Below are 25,378 nucleotides of genomic sequence, written 5' to 3' on the forward strand. Positions count from 1 at the left end.
CGACGTCATGCCACCGCTAGCGCACCCCGCTTCCCTTTGGATCGAATAATGAAACGACAGGTCCTCAAGACTATTCTTTTTGCTTTGCCCAAGGTTCTTGACCTGACGGCACGCCGCTTTCCCGCTTATCGTGATCGCCTGAAGGAGCGCGATCTCGTGGCCTGGATCGGACTCGCGGATCAAAGCATCGGTCGCGTCATCAGGTTAAAGAACGGACGTGTTCGGTCCAGCGCCGGCAGGCATCCGCGGCCCGACGTGCGCATGGTCTTCAAGGATGTCGCCACCGCCCTGAAGTTTCTTTCTCCCAATCAGGACCAGGGCGAAATCATCCACGCTGCCAAGAACTTCAAGGTGGTCACCGAGGGCGAGGACGAACTGCTGGTTTGGCTCATGCAGACCCTGAGCATGATGCGGACCGTCGGCCTGCCGATGGGCACGCCTTTGCGCGACGGCACCCGCCGCTTCACCACCTGCACCAACGGCGGGCCTCTGTTCGTCTACGTCAAGGATGGCCGCGTCGTTCGGGTGACGCCCATCGAGCTGGACAGCACGGATGCGCCAAGTTATGTGATCGAGGCGCGCGGCCGCCGTTTCAGCCCGCCACGGCGTGGCCTGGTCGCGCCCCACGCGTTGACGCTCAAGTCGCTGGTCTATTCCGACAAGCGCATCCTTCATCCCATGAAGCGGGTCGACTTCGACCCTGACGGCGAACGCAATCCCCAGAACCGGGGCAAATCCGGCTATGTGCGTATCAGTTGGGACGAGGCCCTGGACATTGTCGCCAGGGAAATCAACCGGCAGAAGCGCGTTCACGGTCCCGGTTCCATCACCTTCCCGATGTCGTCCCATCACCAGTGGGGCAACGTGGGTTACTACCTCAGCGCGCTGACGCGCTTTGCCAACCTGATCGGCTTTACCCGGGTCGCGGCCAATCCGGATAGCTGGGAAGGCTGGTACTGGGGTGCCATGCATCATTTCGGCAACTCGATGCGCGTCGGCGTGCCATCCGGCTATGGTGGCGTCGAGGATTGCCTGAAGGAAGCCGACATGATCGTGTTCTGGTCCTGCGACCCCGAAAGTACCAACGGGGCCTATGCGGGATTCGAGGGGACTCCGCGGCGCCTGTGGGCCAAGGAACTCGGCATTGAGTTCGTTCATATCGACCCGCACTGCAACCCGACCGCGCAGTTGCTGGGCGGGCGCTGGATTCCGGTCCGACCGCAAACCGATGCTGCTCTCGCCACCGCCATCATGTACGTGTGGGCCGTGGAGGGCTTGTACGACGAGGATTACATCGCCACCCGCACGACCGGGTTCGACGAGTGGAGGGCCTATCTTCTGGGCGAATCCGACGGCGTTCCCAAGACGCCCGAGTGGCAGGAGGGCGAAACGGGCGTGCCCGCCAAGGACGTCCGTGCGCTTGCGCGCCGATGGGGGAACAGAAAGGTCCATCTCGCGGTCGGGATGACCGGCGCGGGATTCGGCGGCGCGGGCCGCGGTGCGACCGGAGCGCAATGGGCGCGCTGCATGATCATGATGATGGCGATGCAGGGCTGGGGTAAGCCGGGGGTCAATTTCGGCTGCCTTGAAGCCGGGGTGCCCCACGACCTCCATTTCTATTTTCCCGGCTACGCGGACGGCGGCATATCCGGCGACCTGGCGTGGACCGCCAATGCGGTGAACAATTACCAGCGCATGCCGCACATTCTGTCCATGAATCCGGTCAAGCAAATGGTCCCGCGGCAGCAACTGCCCGACGCCATCATCAACGGCCATGCGACGGGCTACCTCTGGGACGGCATGTCCCAGGAAGCCCAGTTCGCGCCGTTCAGCTACCCCATGCCCGGATATTCGCCGATCCACATGATCTACCGCTACGGCGGGTCCGCCTTCAGCACAGTGACGAATTCCGGACGCTGGGCTGAAGCCTACCGGCACCCGAGCATCGAGTTCGTGGTCAACCAGTCGATCTGGATGGAGGGCGAGGCCCAGTTCGCCGACGTCATCCTGCCTGCGTGCACCGCGCTGGAGCGCTGGGACATCGGCGAATGGGCGAATTCCGGCGGCTACGCCCATCATGGGTTTAGCACGGTCAATCATCGCGTGATGACGCTGCAGCACAAGTGCATCGAGCCTTTGGGCGAGTCCCGTTCCGACTACGACATCTTCGCCGCCATCCTGACCCGGCTGGGCCTTGGCGGGGTGTTCACCGAGGGATGCAGCGAACTGGACTGGGTCAAGCGGGTCTTCGACTCGTCGGACCTGCCTGATCACGTTTCGTGGCGCGAGTTCTGCCGCAAGGGCTATTTCGTCGTGCCGCCCGAGAAGCCCGAGTTGCGCCATCCGGTGGACATGCGCTGGTTCGCGGAAGGCCGGCGCAAGGACCTGCAGGAACCCCATCCGCTGCCGTCCCAGTTCGCCGAAAAATTCGGCATGGGCCTGCAGACGCCGAGCGGCAAGCTGGAGTTCGTGCCCGAGTTGCTGAAGCGGCACACTGCGGACAATCCCGAGCGACCACCGCTCAACCGATACATCCCGTCCTGGGAGGGGCTGCGCTCGGACCTGGCCCAGCGTTATCCGCTGCAGTTGATCGCCACTCACAGCCGTTACAGCTTCCATACCCATTGTGATGGCAAAAACTCCTCGGTCAACAGCATCGATGACCATCGCGCGCTGATTGGTGGCCATCGCTTCTGGCTGCTGAGACTTAGTCCGACCGATGCGGCCGTTCGAGGCATTGACCATCGCGATCTCGTCAAGGTGTACAACGACCGCGGCGCGGTGATTTGCGCAGCCGACGTCTCGCCGCTGGTTAGCGCGGGAGTGGTCAAGTCGTATGAGGCGAGCGCCGAATTTCAGCTGGTCGAAATAGACGGTGAGTGCGTCGAGATTGGCGGTTGCATGAACATGCTCACCCCTGACCGGCCTCAAACCGCCGGCACGAGCAGCATGAGCCCAAATTCCTGCCTGGTGCAGGTCGAGAAGTGGCAAGGCACGGAAGCGTTCATGCTCGGTCGCGCCGCGTGAGGAATTTCGAATGAGCAAGTGGAACCTGATTATCAAAGTGGGGCGTTGCGAGAACTGCCAGAACTGCGTGATCGCCGCGCGGGACGAGCATGTCGGCAACGACTTCCCCGGTTATGCCGCGCCCGCCGCCGCCAATGCCGACAGCCCGATCCAGATCCTGCGCCGCGTCCAGGGCGACTCGCATATGGTCGAGACCACGTATCTGCCGGTCATGTGCAACCACTGCGACGAAGCGCCTTGCTTGCGGGTGGGCGGCGACGCCATTCGCAAGCGCGCCGACGGCGTCGTCATCATCGATCCGGACAAGGCTCGAGGCCGCAAGGACATCGTGAAGTCCTGCCCGTACAAGGCGATCGTCTGGAACGATGAGCTGCAACTGCCGCAGACCTGGATTTTCGATGCCCATCTACTCGACCAGGGCTGGCCCCAGCCGCGTTGCCAGCAGTCGTGCCCCACCGACGTCTTCGAGACGGTCAAGCTCGATGACGCGGCGATGGCCGAGAAGGCCCAGCGCGAGGGGCTTAAGGTCTTGCGGCCTAACCTGGGCACGAAACCGCGCGTGTGGTACAGCGACCTCGAGCGCTGGGAAACCTGCTTCATCGGCGGAAGCGTCAGCGCGCGGATGGGAGATGTGGTCGAGTGCGTCACGGATGCGGTCGTAGCCCTTTACCTCGGCAATCAGAAGGTGGCGGAGACTGTCTCTGACTGCTTCGGCGATTTCCGCTTCGGTGGTCTCACCAAGGGAAGCGGTCTTTACAGAGTCGAAATCCGTCATGCCCTCGGCAGCGCCTGGCGCAAATGCGAATTGGGCGAAAGCGTTTACCTTGGGGAGCTCAGCCTCGCACAGTCGACAAACGGTATGGAAGTCGCGTGATCATGGGCACCGCAACGAAGCTGCTTGGCATGAGACGGGCGGACCGCTCACGCTTCGGTATGACGGTTCCGATTTCCTCTCACGTGCCAGATTTCGTCAACTTTATTGACAACAAAATCAGATATGAGTCTAATGTCAAATAAACCGCGAGACGGCCTGATCGGGCGTCGACGGATCATTGCGAAACCCGTCATCTGACAAGCATGCCGATCTGCGGCACCGCAGATGTCGGCCTGACCGGTACTTTATGCCATGAAGCGGGAACGCCTGACACGGGCACAGCGCAGAGAGCAGACGCGCGAATGCCTGCTTGAGGCCGCGCGGAAGATGTTCGTTAAAAAGGGATTCGCCGCGACAAGCGTGGAGGACATCGCTGAGGCGGCTGGCTATACGCGCGGCGCGTTCTACTCAAACTTCGGCGGCAAGCCGGATCTGCTGATCAGGTTGTTGCGCCGCGACGACGATAGGGCGCGGACGAATCTCCTGGCGATGATGGAGAAGGGCGGCACGCCCGATGAAATGAAGGACCGCGCCATCGCGTACTACAGCCAATCTATTGTTGAACACGATTGCTTTCCACTTTGGGTCGAGGCCCAGTTGCTCGCGTGCCGGGACACCCTGTTTCGGGAGCGCATCAACGCCTTCCGGCAGGAGAAGCTGGAACAGATCAGCGTGTACATCCGCATGCTTTCGGAGCGCAACGGCAGGCCGTTGCCCCTGCAGGCCGAGGCTCTCGCGGTTGGCCTGGTGAGCCTGTGCGAGGGCGTGCAGTTCTTCAGGATGTGCAGTCCACAAACGGTGAGCGACAAGGTGCTTCAGACAGTGCTTGCCGGATTTTTTTCGTGCGTGTTGTCGCGACAGCCGGAAGAAACAGACTACGACAATCATCGCCCGGACGTACCCATGGGCGCACCGTAGCGACTCATATGACTGAATGGACTGGCACAGCCCAATTCCCGCGGCAGCCCCTTCCGGGTGAACGCGGCATGGCGGCGCCGAGTTGTCGCCAAGGCGACGCAACCGCTCGATAAGTTACCGCGGGCATCAGTCGGAGGCATCGACAGGTGTCACTCCACCCCCGCTCGCCACAACAGCACATTGGCGCACCCCAAGCACCATCGGCTGTTGATCGAGACGACCCGAAAGGCACGGCGTCAAGCCTTGCTGTAGCCGGCTAGACGTACCGCTACCTCCATTTTCAGGCAGCGCGCAGCATTTCAATTCCCGACGTGCAAGAAAGAACCGGATGAGTTCGGGGCCAACCCGCCGTTCGTGTTTTTTGCATCTGTCACTCATATCTGACATGCAAACCATATATGATTGCATTGTCAGTAGTGACGTGAAAGCGTACAATCCACGCGTCGATGAAACGTGCGATCCGAAAGTCGTTATGACTGACGGCGCGCGGGTCGTCAACGCTACTCGTGATGGGCGCGGAGGTCTCGATACGTGGGTGAATCAGTGAAGGATATAGTCTCCGGACAGGCGCTCGGGTTGCGCCAGATGTTCGCCAAAAGTGCTACGCGTGTGGTCGCTGTCACAGGCGGCTCGAAAGGAGTCGGCCGTACGGCTGCCGTTGTCAACCTCGCGATGGCGCTGACCAGACAGGGTATGGACGTGCTGGTGGTGGACGAATGTCCTGGCGCGCGGTCGGCGAGCACAATGCTTCAAGACATTCACGCCGCAGGCGTGTTCGCTCCCGCGATCCATCGCAACTTGCCGCGCGTGCTGGCCGTTGACCGTGGTCGACGTCAGTTCCACTCGACTGGCACCGGCCATACGGATCACGAAAACTTCGCTGCACTGCAGTACGACGCGGTGCTCACGAGCCCGCCGAACATCGTGCTGATTGATGCCGCGCTTGCTGGCAACGGCGCGTTTTCACCACTTGCGTTGCAAGCCCACCACGTCATCGTCGTCATGCACCTGTCGGCCGCTGCAGTAGCAGACACTTACGTTTGCATGAAGCGCCTGCGTCTCGCACAGGGCATCGAGGAATTCCGCATCATTGTGAATCTGTTCGATGGTGAAGCGGACACTCACGCGCTGCTGGAAAGTCTCGGAGCCATTGCCCGCGATTATCTGGCTGTCTCGGTTCTCAAGGCAGGCTGCATCTCGATCGATCCGTGTATCGCGCAAGCGGCAGAGCTTTCGCGCTGTGTCGTCGATGCATTTCCTGGGTCCCCGGCGGCGAGCGATTTTGCACGCGTTGCTGCCGATATGCAGTCCTGGTCGAGGCGGCCCGCAGCGTCCTGGCTGCTACCTGCGACAACGCACATGGCGGCACGGGGGCAGCGCACGCATAGGACTTTGGGCGCGGCAGCAGCATACCGGTAAAGCCTCGAAGAACGATCTCCCCGACCCGGGGGACTTGCCGACGCAATCGGACCGGTAATTTTCGACGCAAGAGAGCAGCTATGGTGGGCAGCGCTCACGCGAAGCGCAAGCGTTCGAGCTTGCACAGAGGGAGCCAGGTGATGAATCGCGCTGTTGATCCGTGGAGTATGACCGTCACAAGGCTTGGCGATTGGAAACTTAACGAACGAGCCACTGCGCACGGATCTGCCTTGAACGGTTCCTCTGTTCGACAGTCGATCGCTTCGACCGGTAAGCCAATCATACGGGTACTCGACCAACCGACCGCGCAAACACTGATCGTTTCATGGTGCGATGCGCGCTCCGGACACTATGGATACCAGACATGGTGCGGAGGCGCCGCGCGGGTGCCAGGCATCTGTGCGCTGACCGGTCGGCTAATCGAAGTCGGAGATGCCATCTACAGGCCGCGCCTCACTGGGCCCACACCGGCTAATGCTCACGCAATGATCTGTGCGAGAAGCGTTAGCCTGATAGAACAGCCGATCTGATGCGATTCGGTTCTCTGGTGTCTTTACGGCAGAATGCTCAGCGCTTTCATGTGCGGCAGTGACACCAGGCGCATCCACGCGCGCGAGGCGTGACCGGACAGTACCCCTGGTCGCGGTTGCACGGCATTGGACTATGTTCCACAGCGTGCGGTGCGGTACAGGTCCACGAACAGGACTGATATCCAAAGGATATCTACACAAGTCGTCAGATAGCAGATGGGACGTTAACCATGGAATACATTGAAAGCTTGCGCCTGTTCCGGAGTATCGTCGAAGTCAAACACTTCAGACGTGCCGGGGAAATGATGGATCTCTCTCCATCGGTCGTTTCGCGGGCGATCGCATCGCTGGAAGAGCGCCTGGGCACGCGACTCTTCCATCGCTCGACCCGACAGTTTTCGCTGACGGAAGCCGCGGAGCGTTTTTACGATGGATGTTGTCGCATCCTGGATGACCTCGATTGCCTGGAAGCCAGTGCGGCGGGCCACGGTCGAGTGCCGGCGGGCATGCTGCGACTGGTCGCACATACGACCACCGCATTGACGTGGCTCGCACCGCTGATTGCGTCCTTTAAACGCAAGCATCCGAACGTCACCCTGGATATCACATTGACCGAGCGGCCCGTGGACCTGACGGCCGACGGTTACGATCTGGGTATCGTCCTGCCTTTCATGCTGGCGACGGATCTGGCTGTGACGCGGCTGCTCCAGCGGTTGCCGCTGGTCGTTGTCACAACGGAAGCTTATCTGGGCAGGCGTCCTCGGCCCCGGCATCCGGCTGAGCTGGCCGACCATGTGTTCGTCACGGTCCCTCCTTCGATGCACAAACCCTGCGTCACCTTTCGAATGGAACAGGAAAACATCGCGGTCCCGATCAGCTACGAAATTGCGTCGAACAATCCCATATTCAATCGCGACATCGTACTCGAAGGATTCGGTGTTGGTCTGCTTCCACTCGCCCTTGTTGAGCAGGACATAAAGGCCGGACGGCTCGTTCGTCTGCTGGAAGACTTCGAGATCGCCGATACTGCGGCCGAGGTCCGCCTGGCATACATCGGACGCGCACTGTTGCCCGCGAAAGTCAGGGCGTTTATCGACCATACCGCGGAGTTCTTCGAACAGGGCATGGGACCGTCCGCTGCTGGTTAGGTGGCGCACGCGGGTGAAGTCCGCGGCTTGCGACGCAGCACACACGCGGCGCGCACGAGCTCATCCGGGACGTTGGCGCGCTGCGCGATCGCGGCGAGCTTCTCATCGAGCACGCCGGCGAACGCGAGCAGGTCATCGCGCTGGTTCTGCAGCGCGATGCGCACCGGGCGGATGCGGCGCGCATCCAGCGCTTCGCGCACGCCCAATTCCTCGACGATGCAAGCTTCTCTGCAACCAGGCAACGGAATGAGCAGTTGTGCCGGGTTAAGTCGCTTCGCTTAAGGAGATTCATGAGATGGACCAGGTTACCCAACTGACACGCAATCACGAGATCGCATTGAAAATCCTGCGGCTGTTGCACAATCGCCTGGAAGAGGCCCGGCAACGGTTCGGGCAGAGGACGAGCGACGCAATCAAGGGGGGCGACGGTACGTCCGCTCTCACTATTCCCAACCTGGCGCAGTTCACACCATGGGGTGCCTGGCACTATACGGCCGATTTCGCGCAGCGCTCCGTCCTGTTCTGGGATGCCTTGCGTCAACGCGGCAACGAGTTCATCGAGCGCCACAAGGCCGGGATCAAGCCGGCGTTGCATTTCGACTATGACATGGTGCTCGACGCGAGGCACTTCGAGCGGCCCGTCAACTACGCTCTGCTGTCGATACGGCCGCCGGAGGGTGTCGTGGTCGACGTGAAGAAGCGCCCGTATCTGATCATCGATCCGCGCGCCGGGCACGGTCCCGGCATCGGGGGCTTCAAGGACGATTCGCAGGTCGGCGTTGCCCTGCGCGCCGGTCATCCCGTCTATTTCGTCGTGTTCTCCCAGGAGCCAGAGCCCGGCCAGACCCTGCTCGACGTGTGCGCGGCCGAGCAGCAGTTCGTACGGAAGGTGCGCGAACTGCATTCCGACAGCCCAAAGCCCGCGATCGTCGGAAATTGCCAGGGCGGCTGGGCCGCGATGATGCTTGCCAGTTCGTCGCCGGAAGACACCGGTCCCATCCTGGTCAACGGCGCGCCCATGTCTTACTGGAGCGGGGCGTGGAGCGAGAGCGAGGTGCCCAATCCAATGCGTTATGCCGGAGGCATTCTGGGTGGCACGTGGCTCTCGTCCCTGGCGGCCGATCTTGGCAACGGCAAGTTCGACGGCGCGCATCTCGTGAACAACTTCGAGTATTTGAACCCCGCCAACACGTTCTGGGACAAGTACTACAACGTGTTCGCCAACATCGATACCGAACCGGCGCGCTTTATCGAGTTCGAGCGGTGGTGGGGCAGCTACTACCTGATGAACCGGGAAGAGATCGAGTGGATCACCCGTAACCTCTTCATCGGCAACAAGCTGTGGTCCGGCGAAGTGTCCGGCCCGTCGGGCAAATCCTTCGATCTGCGTGCCATCCGCTCGCCCATCATCCTTTTCGCATCGATGGGCGACAACATCACGCCGCCGCAACAGGCGTTCAACTGGGTCGCTGACATATACAGCAGCACCGAGGAGATCAAGGCGCGCGGCCAGGTCATCGTCGCCCTGATGCACGAGGACGTCGGCCATCTCGGCATCTTTGTTTCCGGCAAGGTGGCGAAGAAGGAATACACGCAAATCTTCAACGTGCTGGAGACAATCGAGACGCTCGCGCCGGGCCTCTACGGCATGTCGATCAAGGAGGGAAAGGGCGCAGACGGCAAAACGGAATACGAGGTCTCGCTCACCGAACACCGGCTGGAAGAAGCCGTCGAGCATTTCAACGAGTTGCGGCGCGAGGACGAAAAGCCGTTCAAGGCCGTGGCGGTGGTGTCGGAGTTCAACCAGCGAGCCTACGAGCTGTTCGTTCAACCCTTCGTGCAGCATGCGTCGAACGAGATGACCGCGCGGTTGCTGCGCGATTTTCATCCGTTGCGTCTGCAGCGCTGGGCATTCTCGGACCTGAATCCGTGGGTGGCCGCGCTGCGTCCGATGGCCGATGCTGTCAAAGCCAGCCGGCAGCCCTCGAGCGACCTCGAACCGTGGCGCAAGGTGGAGCAGCGCGGCTCAGAACTGATCAGCGCCTCGCTCGACCAGTTCCGGGCGGTAAGAGACGCCAGCATCGAAGCACTGTTCTTCTCTATCTACGCGAATCTTTTCGCAATGTACGACCCGGACCGCCTCGGCGAGCATGGCGCCGGCACGTCCGCCGCCGCCGATCCTCGCAGCCTGCCGTTCGTCCAGGCGGCGCTCGCCTCGCTGAGGCAGGGCGGCTACAACGAGGCGGTCGCGCGCACCGCGTTCCTGCTCGCGCCAAAGGGCGAGCCGCTGCCGCTATCGCGCATCGAGACAGTCAAGCAACTGGTCGATGAATATGCCGACGACCTGCCGCATTTGCCTCCTGCCGACTGGCGGCGCATTCGCGGGGAGCAGGAACTCATCGCGACTTTTGAGCCGCAACAGGCTATCCAGACGTTGCCCGATCTGCTCGCCAGCCCGGAAGACCGAAACCGGCTCCTGACCTTGCTCGACAAGCTGCTGGCCGACCGGCGGGTGCTGCGCATCCCGCCGACACCCGCGCAGGAAGAGGCGCTGCGCGCCATCCGGTCAGTGCTCGGCGCGACAACCGCGCTCGAGTCGCAGCCCCAAAAGGCCCGCGCACCGCGCGTTCGGGCCACGGCTTCGTGAGTGCCGCCAACCCGTCAGTGAGGGAACCCGCCATGGAATCCAGACACGTCAAGTACCACGAGGCAGATCCCTTTCGCGTTCAGGCAGCGCCGCCCCAAAGCTACCATCGCGAGTTTCCGAAAACCGTCATTCCCGTCACGACAGCGCACGCGCCGGGCGCCCGGCGAGGGCAACCTCGATGTCGAGTCGAAGTCAGCATGCAAGTGCCTTCACAACCTCGAACAACTGACCGAGGCCGCCTTGCTTCGTCAGTCGCAGCGGCCGATTGAACTGGCGTCAATCGGAAGGCCTTGGTCGAAAATCGTGGACCTCGATCGCGACGAGAGTCGGAGCTGGCAATGGAGCATTGCCAACCGGCAGCGGCTTTACCGTCCTGCGAGTCGGTACCAGGAATCCATCGAATTCGCGAAAGTCCTCGCAGATGTGAGCGGCCCGCGCCCAGCGTCCGATAACCATGGCGGTGTAATCGATCCTGCAAAGGCGATGTTGTCTATCGAAATAGAAATCCTGGACCCGGCTGTGCGTTGGAATGTCGCTGGGAAAGGTCGCCCGGATTCTTCGCCATATCCCGGCCGAAGTCGCCAGTGGCGGAAGTTCTTTGAACGTAAAGCCGCCGCGCAAGAATAAGAAAGGTGCTGTCAGATAGTTCCAGAACGCGTAGGCGCCGAAATAGACAAAGTCGAGGTCGTCCCAGTAGATTTGCCGTCGCCAGCCACGAAATGCTGTTCGCGGTCCGTCGCGGCGAGCCAGGATAGCCCCGTCTCGCCCGACGACGCGAACAAGTTCTTCTCCTTGAAGTTCACTCGTTTCGCCAACCTGCGGAAAATCGTTGAAAGCGAAACGAGGCTCGTGTGTCGACGCGCGAACCTGCACCTGTCGCAGTATTGGCCGTCGCTTTGCGGTGAACAGAAGGCCGCAGGCGGAAACCGTCGCCTCGATCTCCGCCAGTTCGGCCCATCGCGCTGCACCGCCGTGCGCCTCAATCGCTGCCCGGATCGAATCCGGCAATGCGTTGCTCTGTTCCATGTCGATGCTCCTCCATTACCGCGTTGCCTGCGCGCCTACCGGTGAGTCCAGGAAACGATGGTTTGATAGATGCCAATTAGTCGGGAGCCCGATATCGCGGGAAGCCTTGTAAAAAGCATCCAAGAGCAGCTTCCATCTTTCAACGTCCCACTATACCGAACGTTTCTCGCACAAACTGGATAGCGCACGCCGATGCTCAAGCGGCCGCCATCGCACATCAGCGGGCCACGCGCTGACCGTGCACCACCTTTCATATTTGCCGTATCGATCATATATGATATGATAATCATGTATGATTCATTAGCTTCCTCTCCTACCGCAGTGCGGCTCCCTCATTTCACGCCCGGCCGCGACCGAATGCAACACCGCTTACCTAGGTATCGCGTGCATGAGCCAGATCTCTCAAATGCATACTCTTCGCCGCGCTTGCGCCGCGCGACAAATAGTTGCAGTCATTTTTCACCTTATCGCGCTGACGATGTTCAGCCTGATTCCGGTTGCCTCCAACGCAGCGACGCTGCCACCCCTTAGCATAGATGCTCCTGCTGATTCTTCGCCATCCATGGGCGCGGGCTCCGAGGCATTACCAAGGCTCGGTGCGCTTCAGGAAAAACAGGACCAGATCCGGCAGCGTGCTTCGACGGCAACAAGCGACGCGCAGTTGTCCGAGCTGGACGCATTGAGCCGGCGCGTCGCCGAAGACGTCGACAGGCTGATCACCACGTCGCTGGAGCCCGATCGCGCGAAAACGCATGCCCAGCTCGACGTACTCGGAACAGCACCCGCTTCCGAATCCGCCGCGGAAACTCCCGCGGTCGCCGAACAGCGCAGCGTTCTCGCTGCTCAGCAATTGCAACTCGATGCCGAACTCAAGCAGGCGGCAACGATCAAGGAGAACCTTGCCAACCTGAGCGCCCAGATCACGCGACTGCTGCAAAACCATCTGAAAGATCAACTGGCCCTTCGCTCCGACAGCGTAGTCAGCGCCGCGTTCTGGGCGTCGGCGCTCCACCCGGACACGGCTGACTATCAACGTCTGCGAGACTTCAAGGCGCAGATCGACAGGCAGATTCAAACGACATGGCAACCGGGGCAGCGGGTTGCAACCGCCCTGCTTGTGCTGCTCGCCCTGGCCGTTGCAACGATTGGAACGCGGCTTCTTGACAGAGCATCAGAGCGGTTCTGCCTACGCCGCCTTCCGGAAGGCCGGATACGGCGCAGCGCGATGGCGATCTCGACCGTGTTCGCGTCTTTGGTGACCACCATATGTGCCGTTGATCTGCTCTACTTCGCGTTGACCCGTCAGCAGGCGCTGCCTCCTGCGCTGCAAGGCTTCGCCAGCGAAATCATCAAACATGTTGTGACCTGCGCGCTGGTTGCTGCTCTCGGCCGGGCATTGCTTTGCACACGACATCCGTCATGGCGGTTGCCGGCCATCGCGGATCCCGTCGCTCGCGCGCTACGCCCTTTTCCACGGACACTGGCCGCACTGCTGCTGTTTTCAGGAGCCATCGAGCAGATCAACCGGGCCGTCGATACCAGCGTGCAACTTACGCTCTTTACTCGCGGCGTGGTGGCGTTGGTGGTCGCTGTGACCATCGGGATGTCGCTTTTACGCGCAAATCGGGTACTCACTGCGCTCGCCGCTGCCCGAGAATCGCCTGAGGCGCGTTCTACCCTCGCTGGCATTATTCATGCCGCCGTCAGCCTTGCCGTCGGAGCTTCTCTGATTGCATTGCTCTGTGGTTATGTTTCGTTCGCGCGGTTCCTGACTTACGAACTGGTCTGGTTCGATCTCGTACTGAGCAGCGTTTATCTGCTGACGAAGCTCGCTCATGATGTTTGCGAAACCGTATTTTCGCCATGCCACGCCAGCGGCAAAACAATCAGGCATCTATTCGGGCTGCAAGACGTTCATCTCGAACAGGTGGCAACGGTACTCTCCGCCATTCTTCGCAGCGCATTGATGCTCGCCGCAGTCATCGCACTGCTAACGGGCGGCCTCGGGACAACGCCCCGAGATCTGGTCGATAGCATTCTCGACGTACTCGGTGGCGAGCGATTACATGCGCTCAATATCGTTCCCGCCCATATCTTCAGCGCTATCTTTACCTGTGCAGTGTGCCTGTATCTGGTTGGGCTCATGCGCAAATGGCTGGACGCCGAGTTTCTGCCCAAGACGCAAATGAGTTCGGGTATGCGCGCGTCGCTGGTGACGGTCTTCGCCAACGTCTGCTATGTCCTCGTCGCGCTGCAAACCTTGTCCGTACTCGGCGTGAAATGGCATAACCTGGCGTGGATCGTCAGCGCGCTGTCGGTAGGCATCGGCTTTGGTCTGCAGGAAATCGTTAAAAACTTCATTTCCGGGCTGATATTGCTTGCTGAACGGCCGGTCAAAGTAGGCGACATGATCAGTATCACCGGCATTGAAGGCGATATCCGGCGCATCAGTGTACGTGCGACCGAAATACAGCTCGCAGACAGATCAACGGTGATCGTTCCGAATTCGCACCTGATTTCTCAGAATGTGCGCAACGTGACAATGGGAAACAAAACGCAGGGAGTTGTCACACTGGCCCTTACTTTTGCGCTGGACGTCGATCCGGAGCAGGTGCGCGATGTTCTTCTGCAAGCTTACCTGGATCACCCATCGGTTCTCGATCGTCCCGCGCCATCGGTGATCTTTAGCCAGTTGACGCCTGACGGTATGACCTTGACTGTTACCGGCTATGTCGGTAGCCCGAGAATCGCCGGGGATACCAGAAGCGATCTGCTATTTGCAATCCTGAAGCGACTACGTGCTGCAGAAATACCGCTGTCGATCTCTCGAACCGTTGTGGTCCGAAGTACGAGCGATATCATCTCGAACCAGGAAGCCACCGATCGCAATTCCGGTCCGGTAGAGCTCCGTGTCCTGTCTGCAATCAGCGAGAATAGATAGTCATCGAAGTGATTTCTCGCGCTCATGGGACTGGTAAAAGCCGTTATCGGTGGCGCGCTGGCCCTCGTTACACCGGTGCTCGCAGCTCTACGCTATCGCCCACGCGGAACCGCTTTCCGCCGGGCGAATCCAGCGAAACGCGTTTCTTGGTGTAGGTTCCGTTCGCTTGCAGGCATTCCGAGTAACTGATAACTGTCATCCAGTCATAGACTTTTCCGTCCTGGGTCAGTGCAGCGATGCGCTCTGCCATGCCACGCGGCGCACGAGCAGTCTGCTGCAGTACACCGTAATAACGGCACTTGCTGTCCGCTGACCGTAGCGCGACGAAGCCGCCGACCTGATTCGTACCTGCGACGTTTTCAACCGTTGCGTTCATCGAGGAATCGCCGGCTGCATGCGAACTCGCCGCGAATGAAATCAGCAGCGCGGCAAACCACTTTTGCATTAAAGACTCCTATGGGTTAAAGGAAGAATAGCGGCTGCTTTTGCGCCGACGGCATCGGTGGCGCGACCGGGAGCGTGAGTGTCGATTGCTGCCGGACCTATACCAATCAGTGCATCAGTGTAAATAACGGAGCCGGTATCCACCGCAAAACCGAGCACATGCTGCGTCAGATGTGGGTTGCAGTATAACGACAGCGCGTCGTTATTCGACGCGCGCAATTGTGAGTTGCCATTTCATGAACATGGAGGTTGGGTGGCTCGCGAATCGTTGACCTGCCCTGTCGTTTCGCGACCGCTGCGCGCGGATAGATGCCTCTCGACGTTGCAAGCACGGAAACAATGTATTGAAGAGAGCTATTTCTAATTAAACGATAAGAAGATGACGGACCTCAACGGAACGGGCACACGGGCTTCAAGGACCTTGCCTGGTCGTTGTTTCGCTAACCCAGCGCCTGTTGTTCCTGGCGCTCGAGACTGGAAGCTTCATCATGGCTAAAGCGTTCATGCCCGTTCTCACTGTCGTGTCAGTCATCGCTCTCCCCACGGGCACCTCTGCTCAGGGCAACGGTCCTCTGACGCGTGAGCTAGTGCACGAAGAAGTCATCCGACTGCAGCTAGCGGGCTCTGACCACCCCAACGGTGACGCACACTATCCGGCGAACATCCACGCGGCTCTGGCGAGCGTGGCGGCTCAACAGCAGGCGTTCAGTGGGCACGGTGGCGTGAAATTGGGCTCCGCAGTTTCGGGGGTACCGGCAATGGCTCAGTTGGCCTCGTATCGTTCTATCTACAACGAAAGTTGATTGGACATCACGACGGGGCAAGCCGCAGCCTTGTCTGGCTTTCCATAGCGACGTCGGCGTACCCCCTCCGGACGCGAGGTTCAGCGCAAGGCGTAGATCTCGGGAATCTGCATTCGGGGTCGGCCGGCCCCGGAATCACCAGGTTCGGCCACGCGGGATTCACTTCAACCAGCACCAACGAGATCCCTTTTTTGTCGCGCAGCGGAATTCGCCAGGTTGAACCCGTTCGGTTTTTTGCGCCATGGCCTTACCGTTTTGCGCCGGGTCGCGGCAGGCCCGCTTCATCGAATAGGAGAAAGTTTGTGAGATCCAGGATAGTTTTGCTTGCGCTGATCGCGACTACGGCCGTATGCCTGAATAGCACCGCGCAAGCGCATGTGAGAGTCGGTGTCCTTGTGGGCATCCCGCCCCCCATAATCATGGCGCCCCCCGCCGTCGTCTACGCTGCGCCCGCCCCACTCGTCGTCCAGTCGGTCCAGCCAACCCCGACCACCGTCTACGTCGAAAAAACGCAGACGAGTCCGCCGTCGGGTACCTGGTGGTATTGCCCGGTGACAAAAAAGTATTACCCGTACGTGAAGGGGTGTTCGAGCGGCTGGGTGGAAGTGCCGGTGAGGCCAACCGGGCCGAAATGACATGAGCAAAATGAATTCTCTTTCTCTGGCAATGCGAACGAAACGGGGCGTATCCGCGCTAGTCACCGCCGCGGCCAGCCTGAGCTGCATCATCGCGCTCGACGGCTGTGCAAGCATGCCGATGGGTCCCACAGTGATGGCCCTGCCCGGCACCGGCAAGTCCTTCGATCAATTCCGCGCCGACGACGCGACATGCCAGCAATTTGCTTCCCAGCAGACCGGCGGCGTGAGCACCCAACAGGCCACAGCGACGGGCGCCCTGGGCGGTATGGCCGTCGGTACCGCGCTCGGCGCGGCGGCCGGTGCGGCGTTCAACGGCCGCCGCGGCGCAGCGGTCGGCGCAGGCGCAGGTCTGCTCGGCGGCAGCATGATCGGCGCCGGCATGGCGCAAAGCTCGGCCGCCAGCCTTCAACACCGCTACGACCAGGCGTACGTTCAGTGCATGTACGCAAATGGCGAGCGTGTGCCGGTCCCGCGCAGCGCCGCCAATGTGTATCGGACGCACGACGAAGCGACGCCTCCGCCGCCGGCCTACGATACGGCGCCTCCGCCAGGTTACTGAACCAGGCACGCCGACCACGCTCGCGTTGTCGACGGGGAGCGAGCGCTTGAGCGCTTACTCCCGTCAGCTGGCCTGTGGAAAAGCCGACAGTTGTTCTCTCATCCTGTACGACGACTCTTGCAGTACGAGCTTTCCGCTCAACCAGAGTCGGTCTGACACGGCAGAAGGGCAGGGCCGTCGTTCACGCCGCGGTCGCCTGTTGTGGTTTAAGACCGCTACCGCCATTTTGCAGGCGGGATCGCGCGAGACGAACCGGGTTGCAACGGTTCGCATAATCCTGCACTTTTCCTACCGGCCGTGGTGGCCGGTAAGGAGAAGATCATCGCGGGCTTCAGTAAAGAGGCGAGCGAGCCGTCGCGTTCTTCGCGTCGGCTCGTATCTGCATGGCCGCTCTGGCGCCGAGCTTTGAGCAGGGCGCTACATGCCTTCCCGTCAGACGGATTCCGCGGTCGTCCCCGATTGCGGTTCCGCGATGGGCGGCCGTCACTTGCCCCGCCTGCACCGCCCACGTAATGACAGTTCAATCGCGCCAATACCGACGCCAACCGTATTGGACGTTCAATGCGGTTGATACACTCTGAAAATTCCTCCACCGGGCTGCTCGCATCGCCAGCGCAAGCGTCATAGCCAGGCGCTTGCATGCCCGCGGCGCAACGCTCTGGCGCGGGCAGGACCGGGAACACTGGTTGCGGCTTGATCACGATGGCCGCGGTTAGCCACGGTCACCCGCAATCTCACGTAGGAGAGCGTCATGACTTCGGACAAGAATTCGAATCGTCAGCCGTCGAATCCGGCGCAGCCCGGCCGCGACAGCGGACAGCAGCAACAGAACCAGACTCCTCCGACGCATCAGGGCGGCCAGCGGCAGCCCTGAGCGCGCTGAGTGACGGCGTGTCCGGGCGTCGTCGCTCGAAAAACCGGACCCCCCGACGTAATAGCGCCGCTAACGGCGGATCGTGACTACGAAGGCGAAGTGGAAAAACTACACATCTATCTGTTCGGCGCGCACGATGCGGTTCGGCACGAGCAGGCGCTGATCCGGCTCGACAAGGCCGGCTACATGGTCACGCTCGCGCGGGTCGTGGTCGAAGATCTGCCGACCTATGCGCAGGCGCGCGACCGCTGCGAGCTGCAGAGTCTGATCCGACGAATCGCGCCGCGCGACACGCTCGTCGTGCTCGAGCTGGCCGCGCTCGGCTGCAACGCGCGCGACATCCTCGCCACCGTGATGCAGTGCCGGAAGGCCGGCGTGGCGCTGCGTTGCGTCGAAGTCGGCCATACCGATCTGGCCGGGCGCCCCGAGCCCTCGGCGGTGAAGGCATTGCGCGCGCTGGTGCGGCTCGACGCCGCGTGCCGCAGCCTGCGCAGCCGCGACAGTCTCGCGGCCGTTCGCGCGAGCGGCAAGCACACGGGCAGGCCACCGTCGCTTTCCGAGCAGCAGCGTCAACGCGTGCTGCAATCGCTCGGCAGAGGACAGTCGGTCAGCGAGGTCGCGCGGCGCTTCGGCACGTCGCGTCAGACCGTGATGCGCATTCGCGCGGACACGCCAGCCGTGTAGAAATTGCGTGCCGGAGCCGTTTGCGTCACCTTCTTACCGGATCTCTGATCGTGCAGCCCGCGCGGCGCGTTTCGCACGACTAATCGCGTGAAACGCGCCACTCCGTTCTGACATGTGCGCAGATGCCCCTGTCCGTAAAATTGTTACGGTGAGGGGCATCTGCTTTGCTTTGAAAGTTCATACGTCTAACCTCAACGTACAACAACCATATCAATGCCCGAGATCCGAACCCGAGGCGCGGCGCGCTGCCGTGTGAAAGCCATGAACGTAAAACGTCTGACTGTTTATGCAAGCCCGGGATCACTGCGAGTCGTCGAGGTCTGGAAAAGCCTGATCGAACATCGTGCGCAAGTGTGCGGCTGGTCCGCCCACGTGAACAACGAGGGCGGACGCGAGTCGCTGAGCGTCGATCTGGTCGATTGCCCTGCGGATCGCCTCGCGATTATCTCGGCCGCGTTGAGCTCGGGACCGATGACCGTGCTGGCGACCGACACTGAGTCGACCATCCGTTCCTCCTGAATGCGCAAGACCGCTGCGCCAGAGCTTTACCCTATGCCATAGCGCGCTCGCCCTTCGCGGCACGGCTTTTGAGCGGCCTCCGTGGCACTGCTCTCTAAGCGGCCCTTGTGGCCGCTTCTTTTTTTGCGCGTCGCGAGATTTGCAAGGCCGCCCGCTTTCAACGGTATGGGGCGCGCCACGCCTGCTTACGCAAGCGTCGGAAATGAAATGCGTTGAAGGGTAGATGCCTTGCTCGATCGTCGGCACCTCGATGAAGGAGAAGCCGATGTCCAAGGGGCCGCCGTGATCGCGTGAAGAACGGCGCCGCGACGTCGGCAGCGCTGCGCCGCTGGCTCAATGACGGCGAGCGGACGTGACTCCGGCGCCGTCCATGCCCGCAGACGGCGGCGTGTGCTGACTCGCCTCGATGCGCGCGCGGAAATAACGCGCGGTGCGCGGCAGCCCTTCGTCAAGCGACGTGCCCGGCTGCCAGCCGAGCAGTTTTGTCGCCAACGAGATGTCCGGCTGTCGATGCCACGGATCGTCGGCCGGCAGCGGCCGTGATTCGAGCGGCGACGCGGAGCCGGTCACCGCGACGATGCGCTGCGCGATCTCGCGCATCGACACTTCGTGCGGATTGCCCAGGTTGACCGGGCCGTCTGGATCGTCGGCGCTGTTCATCAGCAGGATGAACGCGTCGATCATGTCGTCGACATAGCAGAACGAACGCGTCTGCGAGCCGTCGCCATAGACGGTTAGCGGCTCGCCGCGCAACGCCTGCATCATGAAGTTCGACACCACCCGGCCGTCGGCCGGATGCATGCGCGGGCCGTAGGTGTTGAAGATGCGCGCGATGCGGATCGACAGACCATGCTGGCGGCGATAGTCCATGAACAGCGTTTCCGCGCAGCGCTTGCCTTCGTCGTAGCACGAGCGCGGACCGATGGGATTCACGTGGCCCCAGTAGTCTTCTTTCTGCGGATGGACGAGCGCGTCGCCATACACCTCGCTCGTCGACGCCTGGAAAATCCGCGCTTTCACGCGTTTGGCGAGCCCGAGCATATTGATCGCGCCGTGCACGCTGGTCTTCGTAGTCTGCACCGGATCGTGCTGGTAGTGGATCGGTGACGCGGGGCACGCGAGGTTATAAATTTCATCGACTTCCACATACAACGGGAACGTCACGTCGTGACGCATCAGTTCGAAGTTCGCGCAGTCGAGTAGATGCGCGATGTTGTCCTTCGTACCGGTATAGAAGTTGTCGACGCATAGCACGTCGTGTCCCTGCGCGACGAGCCGTTCGCACAGGTGCGAGCCGAGAAAGCCGGCGCCGCCGGTGACCAGAATGCGCTTGCGGGTGAGTTCTTTCATGGTGCGTGATCCTGTGGTTGGACCGCATGAACGTTGAAAATCAGCGTGGCATCACGCCGTGACGTGCAGCAGCGCGTCGTGCCAGTCCTGCGCGAAACGGTCGATATGAAAGCGTTCGAGCGCCGTGCGCCGCGCGCCGTCGCCGAGCCGCCGCGCTTCGCCGGGATCGCGCAGCAGCCCGAGCATGGCGTCGACGAGCGCGTCGACGTCGGTATGCACGAAGCCGTTTTCGCCGTTGCGGATCACGGTGGCGAGCTCGGCTGTCGCGAGACCGACGATCGGCATGCCGATCGTCATCGCCTCGACGATCGCGAGGCCGAGGCTGGTCCAGCGGATCGGATTGAAAAAGAAGCGGTAGCGCGCGCTGAACGCGGCCAGATCGAGGTTGCCGATTTCACCGATGCCGTCTAGCCGCTGTGCGTCCATCCCGACGAGATCGAGCGGCACGCGCGTGCGCGTTTCGCTGAAGACATCCGCGCCGAGCCGCCGGCCGCGCTGCGCGAGATGATTGACGACCACGATGCCGCGCTGCAGTTCGCCGCTGTAGCGCACGCCGTCGGGCACCACGACGCCATGTTCGATCACGCGCGTCGGCGTGACGCCGCTGTCCCACATCAGCCGGTTGAAGTGCGTGACGTGGACCAGCAGCGTGCCGGGATCGTCGACCCAATGCCATTGCTCGAACGGGTTTTCCTGCGGCGGGTCGTGCTCGACATAGACGCGTGGCAGACGTTGCTGCGCGGCGCTCAGCACGTGCTGGCGGTCATGGTCCCAGTGGGTGCGATGCTGGTACAGCACCACGTCGAACTCGTGGTTGGGCACGTCCTCGATTGCGATCTCGTGCACGTTGTCGCCCCACGGCAATACGCCGACCTTGCCGGCATAGCCGGGCGGATGACCGGGTTTCGTCACCAGATAGAAATCGTGTGGCGTCTGGCTCAGGTAATACATGTAGTTGCCGTGCACGTGCCAGGTCAGCACGCGCAGCCGGCGGCAATTACGCAACATGGTGCAGATCCTCGAAAGACAGCGAAACGGTTCCCTCATGCAGGCTGCCGGGCGCGCCTGGTTGCGCGCCGGGCGCGCGCGCAAGCTGCTCGCGGGCGGTCTCGACCACCTGTTCGACCTGCACGTTCAGCGCGCACGGATGACCATACGGGCAGTCGCGGAACATGCACGGCCGGCACGGCGGATAGTCGGCCAGCACGCGATGCCGCGCATGATCGAGCGGCGCCCAGCGTCGCGTGTCGCTGCCGCATGCGATCACGACCGACGCGCTCGCCATCGCCGCGGCGATGTGCGAGATGCCGGTGTCGTTGCAGACCACGAGCCGCGCATGCGCGACCAGCGCAGCGAGTCCGCCGAGCGACGTCGCACCCGCCAGATGCAGCGCGGGCGCGCTCATCGCGCCGAGCACCGCGCAGGTCAGCGGCGCTTCGGCGGCCGTGCCGGTGATCGCGATCTGCCAGCCGTCGGCGGCGAGGTGGTCGGCGACGGCCGCGAAGCGCTCGGCGGGCCAGCGGCGCGACGGCAATTGCGAACCGGGGTGAACCAGCACGAGCCGCTCGTCTTCGATGCCGTGATACGTGCGCAGCGCGGTGTACTCGTCGAGGTCGAGCTCAGTGAGCGGGAACGTCAGACGCCGGTCGTGCGCCGGCGCGCCGAGCGCGCTCATCAGCGCGAGATAGCGCTCGGGCTCCGGCAGCCCGTCGGGCCAATCGATGAAGCAACCCTCGCGCGGTACCTCGTCGGGCTGCCCGAAGCCTGCGTCGGCACATGCGCCGAGTTGATGCAGCAGATCGTTGGCGATTGCCGCCGCTGCCGTGCAGCTGGATCGCCAGATCGAAACGCCGCTCGCGCATCCGCGCGAAGAACGCGGGCAAGCCATGGTTCGATTCGGGCTGCTCGGGAAAACCGACCGCGCCCGGAAACACGATCAGCTCGTCGACGAGGGCCGCGTAGCGCTCGACGAACGCGCGTGCCCACGGCAGTCCGATCAGCGCGATATGCGCATCCGGCGCGGCCGCGCGCAGTGCGCGCAAGGCGGGCACCGCGCACAGCATGTCGCCGAGCTGCAGCGCGCGAAATACGGCGATACGGCGCGGCGCGAGCGTCGCCAGCAGCGAGGGTGGGGTCATGGAAAGAACACCTTGAAACGGATGGCGCCATAGAGCCGCCAGTAGATCGATAGAAATGGAATGGGGATCGACGTCCAGAGCATTTCGGCGACGTGGCGCCAGCCGTGGTTGCGCCCGCGCAGCCGCCGCGCGCAGAAATAGCCGGTCAACCCGCACCACGCGATCAAACCCGCGCCCGCGAGCATCGGCTGATCCGCGAACGAGCCGCCGATCGCCAGCAACGCGGCGCAGAGAATCGCGTAGTACAGCAGCGGCGGCCGCGAGCGGATGCGGGTTCGAAACAGTTCGGGATGCTTGCGATAAAGCAGCGCATCGAACTGGCTCTTTTTCTGCTGCGCGATGCTGACGCCCCAGCGCGCGGGCCGCACCGGATGCACGACCACCGCGTCGCGGGCGCGCACGATCTGGCCGCCCGCGGTAAGCAGCGTGAACTGCAAGTCCGAATCCTCGCGCCACGCCGACGTGAACCGTTCGTCGAAGCCGCCGGTCGCGACGAGCGCCGCACGCGTGACGAACGCGTTCGCGGTCGCGAATTCGGCGCGCGCGAGGCCGCTCGCGTCGGCTTCGTAATCGGTCGGCAGATCGGGCGGCGAGGGCAGCGGCACGACGATCGTGCCGGCGGCCGCCGTCGCGCCTTGCGCGAGCGCCGCGACGCCAGCCGTCAGCCAGTGCGGATCGGGCAGCGTGTCGTCGTCGGTGAAGGCGATCAGCGAAGCGCGCGCATACTGCCAGCCCGCGTTGCGCGCGCCGGCCGGCCCCTGGGTGCGCGTGACCGGCAGGTAGTGCAGTTCCAGCCCGCGCGGCGCCATCTCGCGCGCGAATCGTTCGACGCAGGCGCGCGTGGCGTCGTCGGGACCGTCGTCGCAGACCACGATCTCGTAGCGGTGCGGCGCGAACTGTTGCGCGCATAGCGCGGCAAGGCAGTTCGCGAGCATCGCGGGACGGCGGTAGGTGGGCACCACCACCGACACGTCGGGCCACGACTGCGTGCGCAACGTGCGGCCGGTTTCGTCGGCATCTTCGCTGCTGTAGCGCGCGGCCACGCCGCCATGCAGGGGCGACGGACACATGACCGAGGCGTTCATGAGCGGCCCCCCGCCTTGTCGACGAGGAACGGGCCGATCACGAGCGCGTCGAGCGGCGAGGTCCAGAACGACTCGACCGCGTCGCGCGGCGAATTCACCATCGGCTCGCCGCGCGTGTTGAACGACGTATTGACGAGAATCGGCACGCCCGTGCGCTGCTTGAACGCCGCCAGCAAGTCGTAGTACAGCGGGTGCTGCGCGCGGTTGATGGTCTGCACGCGCGCGGTGCCGTCCACATGCCGCACGGCCGGAATACGCGCGGCCTTGTCGGCGCGCACGTCGAACACGAACAGCATGAACGGCGCGGTTTGGCCGTTCACGAACCATTCGTTGGCTTCCTCTTCCATCACGACCGGCGCGACCGGGCGAAAGTCCTCGCGATCCTTGATCTCGTTGAGCTTCGCCTGCATCCGCGGATCGACCGGCGACGCGAGGATCGAGCGCGCGCCGAGCGCGCGCGGCCCGAATTCGGTGCGCCCCTGATACCAGCCGATCACCTTGCCTTGCGCGAGCAGATCGGCGGTCTCGCCGGCGATATCGGCGAGTCGGCGGTACGGTACTTTCGACCAGCGCAGGAACTGCTCGATTTCCGCTTCGCTGTATGCGGGCCCGAGGTACGCGTGATCCATTCTCCAGTGACGTTCGCGGTCGCCGCGCGCGGCACGCTCGCGATAGTCGGTCCACAGTGCCGCGCCAAGCGCGGTGCCAGCGTCGCCGGCCGCCGGTTGCACCCACACTTCGCTGAATGGCCCGGCGTCGCGCACCTTCGAGTTCATCACGCAGTTCAGCGCGACGCCGCCCGCCATGCAGAGCCGGCTCAAGCCGGTCTGCCGATGCAGCCAGTGCGCGAGTTCCAGCACGGTCTCCTCGAGCACGCGCTGCAACGAATTGGCGATATCGAAGTGGCGTTGTTCGAGCGGCCCGCCGCGTTCGCGCGCGGGACCGAAGCGTTCGGTCAGCCGCGGGGCGTCGACGGTATAGCTGCCGTCCTGCCGATAGCGGACGATCTCGCGGAACACCTCGACATAAGCCGGCTTGCCGTACGACGCGAGCGCCATCACCTTGTACTCGTCCGACGAGTGCAGGAAGCCGAGCCAGTCGGTGACCTCTTCGTAGAGCAGCCCGAGCGAGTGCGGCAGCTCGACCTGTTTCAGACGCTGGTACTCGCCGCCGACGAATTGCCCCATGCTGGTCGTCACGCCCTCGCCGCGGCCGTCCATCGTCAGCACGGCGGTGTCGTCGAACGGCGCGGCGAGAAACGCGCTCGCCTCGTGCGCGAGATGGTGCTCGACGAAGTGCCATGCGAAGCCGTGCTCGCGATCCACGCCCTGGAAGCGCTTGCGCAGATGATGCGGCGCGCCGTCGAGCAGCTGGCCCTTCGCGTTGGCGATATAGCTGAGGAACAGCGGATCCCACGGCGACGCGGACGGGTTGTCCGGGCGCGTGCCGGCCGGATCGAACGGCAGCTCGATCGTCGCGCCCGGCCTCTTCGGCATGCCGCCGAATAGCGTGGGGTCGTACGAGTAAGCGACGTGATCGATCGCGGCGAGCGTAATGCCGGCGGCCTTCAGGCAGTAGTCGATCGCATCGAACGGGAGCTGCCAGGTCGAGAACGGCACCGGACGTTTCGCGTGCTTGACGTGCGTGAAGCGTTCGTCTTCGGCGGCGGCGAGTACCACACCGTCGCGCAGCAGCGCGGCGGCGCTGTCGTGATAGACCGCATTGATTCCGAGTGTGTACATGGCATTGGCAGT

General features: G+C 62.6%; 20 protein-coding genes and 1 pseudogene. 13 read left to right on the top strand and 8 right to left on the bottom strand.

Features of this window, described 5'->3' with window-relative positions; genetic code table 11:
- Positions 1 to 48: 48 nt before the first annotated feature.
- From OKW38_RS05365 to OKW38_RS05390, 6 genes are all read left to right on the top strand, one after another.
- The gene (locus OKW38_RS05365) at positions 49 to 3,027 is read left to right on the top strand and encodes a molybdopterin-dependent oxidoreductase (RefSeq protein ID WP_090811770.1); all 2,979 of its coding nucleotides are present in this window, start codon (positions 49 to 51) and stop codon (positions 3,025 to 3,027) included.
- 10 nt (positions 3,028 to 3,037) lie between these two features.
- Positions 3,038 to 3,901, top strand: coding sequence for a 4Fe-4S dicluster domain-containing protein (locus OKW38_RS05370; RefSeq protein ID WP_429360330.1), 864 nt, complete (start codon positions 3,038 to 3,040; stop codon positions 3,899 to 3,901).
- A gap of 252 nt (positions 3,902 to 4,153) precedes the next feature.
- Entirely contained in the window at positions 4,154 to 4,819 is a 666-nt protein-coding gene (locus OKW38_RS05375) for a TetR/AcrR family transcriptional regulator (protein ID WP_429360332.1), read from the top strand.
- A 585-nt stretch (positions 4,820 to 5,404) separates the two neighbouring features.
- Positions 5,405 to 6,238 carry a MinD/ParA family ATP-binding protein gene (locus OKW38_RS05380; protein ID WP_429360701.1) on the top strand — a complete coding sequence of 278 codons (834 nt, stop codon included), beginning with the start codon at positions 5,405 to 5,407 and terminating at the stop codon, positions 6,236 to 6,238.
- Positions 6,239 to 6,405: 167 nt separating this feature from the next.
- Complete coding sequence (locus OKW38_RS05385) at positions 6,406 to 6,768, top strand: DUF3331 domain-containing protein (RefSeq protein ID WP_429360703.1); 363 nt, start codon at positions 6,406 to 6,408, stop codon at positions 6,766 to 6,768.
- Between the two features lie 230 nt (positions 6,769 to 6,998).
- On the top strand, positions 6,999 to 7,916 hold the full coding sequence (locus OKW38_RS05390) for a LysR family transcriptional regulator (RefSeq protein ID WP_090811762.1): 918 nt from the start codon (positions 6,999 to 7,001) through the stop codon (positions 7,914 to 7,916).
- Here the strand turns inward: OKW38_RS05390 and OKW38_RS05395 are convergent.
- Positions 7,913 to 8,116, bottom strand: coding sequence for a hypothetical protein (locus OKW38_RS05395; RefSeq protein WP_429360334.1), 204 nt, complete (start codon positions 8,114 to 8,116; stop codon positions 7,913 to 7,915). The two genes, OKW38_RS05390 and OKW38_RS05395, sit on opposite strands and share 4 nt — an antisense overlap.
- A 95-nt stretch (positions 8,117 to 8,211) precedes the next feature.
- Between OKW38_RS05395 and OKW38_RS05400 the strand changes: the two genes are divergently transcribed.
- On the top strand, positions 8,212 to 10,563 hold the full coding sequence (locus tag OKW38_RS05400; protein WP_429360336.1) for a DUF3141 domain-containing protein: 2,352 nt from the start codon (positions 8,212 to 8,214) through the stop codon (positions 10,561 to 10,563).
- A 276-nt stretch (positions 10,564 to 10,839) separates the two neighbouring features.
- Here the strand turns inward: OKW38_RS05400 and OKW38_RS05405 are convergent, their stop codons facing one another.
- Entirely contained in the window at positions 10,840 to 11,589 is a 750-nt protein-coding gene (locus OKW38_RS05405) for a hypothetical protein (protein ID WP_429360338.1), read from the bottom strand.
- A 388-nt stretch (positions 11,590 to 11,977) separates the two neighbouring features.
- Here OKW38_RS05405 and OKW38_RS05410 point away from each other — a divergent pair, with 388 nt between their 5' ends.
- Complete coding sequence (locus tag OKW38_RS05410) at positions 11,978 to 14,530, top strand: DUF3772 domain-containing protein (RefSeq protein ID WP_429360340.1); 2,553 nt, start codon at positions 11,978 to 11,980, stop codon at positions 14,528 to 14,530.
- A gap of 67 nt (positions 14,531 to 14,597) precedes the next feature.
- On the opposite strand, the gene OKW38_RS05415 is transcribed toward OKW38_RS05410, so the two are convergent.
- Positions 14,598 to 14,975 (bottom strand): hypothetical protein, encoded by a 378-nt coding sequence (locus OKW38_RS05415; protein WP_429332531.1) that lies wholly within the window; start codon positions 14,973 to 14,975, stop codon positions 14,598 to 14,600.
- A gap of 502 nt (positions 14,976 to 15,477) precedes the next feature.
- Between OKW38_RS05415 and OKW38_RS05420 the strand changes: the two genes are divergently transcribed.
- From OKW38_RS05420 to OKW38_RS05440, 5 genes are all read left to right on the top strand, one after another.
- Complete coding sequence (locus tag OKW38_RS05420; RefSeq protein WP_409340123.1) at positions 15,478 to 15,777, top strand: DUF4148 domain-containing protein; 300 nt, start codon at positions 15,478 to 15,480, stop codon at positions 15,775 to 15,777.
- A 666-nt stretch (positions 15,778 to 16,443) separates the two neighbouring features.
- Entirely contained in the window at positions 16,444 to 16,974 is a 531-nt protein-coding gene (locus OKW38_RS05425) for a YMGG-like glycine zipper-containing protein (protein ID WP_429360705.1), read from the top strand.
- 751 nt (positions 16,975 to 17,725) lie between these two features.
- Positions 17,726 to 17,848, top strand: a complete 123-nt coding sequence (locus OKW38_RS05430; RefSeq protein WP_013094087.1) for a hypothetical protein — start codon at positions 17,726 to 17,728, stop codon at positions 17,846 to 17,848.
- 99 nt (positions 17,849 to 17,947) lie between these two features.
- Positions 17,948 to 18,532 carry a helix-turn-helix domain-containing protein gene (locus OKW38_RS05435; protein WP_429354761.1) on the top strand — a complete coding sequence of 195 codons (585 nt, stop codon included), beginning with the start codon at positions 17,948 to 17,950 and terminating at the stop codon, positions 18,530 to 18,532.
- A gap of 261 nt (positions 18,533 to 18,793) precedes the next feature.
- Positions 18,794 to 19,051 (top strand): hypothetical protein, encoded by a 258-nt coding sequence (locus tag OKW38_RS05440; RefSeq protein WP_429332528.1) that lies wholly within the window; start codon positions 18,794 to 18,796, stop codon positions 19,049 to 19,051.
- Positions 19,052 to 19,384: 333 nt separating this feature from the next.
- Here the strand turns inward: OKW38_RS05440 and OKW38_RS05445 are convergent, their stop codons facing one another.
- The 5 genes and pseudogenes from OKW38_RS05445 to OKW38_RS05465 form a co-directional block, all read right to left on the bottom strand.
- A complete protein-coding gene (locus OKW38_RS05445) occupies positions 19,385 to 20,401 on the bottom strand; it encodes a UDP-glucuronic acid decarboxylase family protein (RefSeq protein WP_429360342.1) in 1,017 nt (338 codons plus the stop codon).
- A gap of 51 nt (positions 20,402 to 20,452) precedes the next feature.
- Positions 20,453 to 21,409: a glycosyltransferase family 4 protein gene (locus OKW38_RS05450; protein WP_429332526.1), complete on the bottom strand. Its 957-nt coding sequence runs from the start codon at positions 21,407 to 21,409 to the stop codon at positions 20,453 to 20,455.
- Positions 21,399 to 22,539 (bottom strand): annotated as a pseudogene (locus OKW38_RS05455) (glycosyltransferase family 9 protein). The gene OKW38_RS05450 and the pseudogene OKW38_RS05455 overlap by 11 nt, the downstream one beginning before the upstream one ends.
- Positions 22,536 to 23,624 (bottom strand): glycosyltransferase, encoded by a 1,089-nt coding sequence (locus tag OKW38_RS05460; protein ID WP_429332524.1) that lies wholly within the window; start codon positions 23,622 to 23,624, stop codon positions 22,536 to 22,538. Before OKW38_RS05460 ends, OKW38_RS05455 begins: the two are co-directional and overlap by 4 nt.
- Positions 23,621 to 25,366, bottom strand: a complete 1,746-nt coding sequence (locus OKW38_RS05465; protein ID WP_429360344.1) for a carbamoyltransferase family protein — start codon at positions 25,364 to 25,366, stop codon at positions 23,621 to 23,623. Before OKW38_RS05465 ends, OKW38_RS05460 begins: the two co-directional genes overlap by 4 nt.
- Positions 25,367 to 25,378 lie beyond the last annotated feature (12 nt).

Source organism: Paraburkholderia sp. MM5496-R1 (assembly GCF_050436205.1).
GTDB lineage: Bacteria > Pseudomonadota > Gammaproteobacteria > Burkholderiales > Burkholderiaceae > Paraburkholderia > Paraburkholderia tuberum.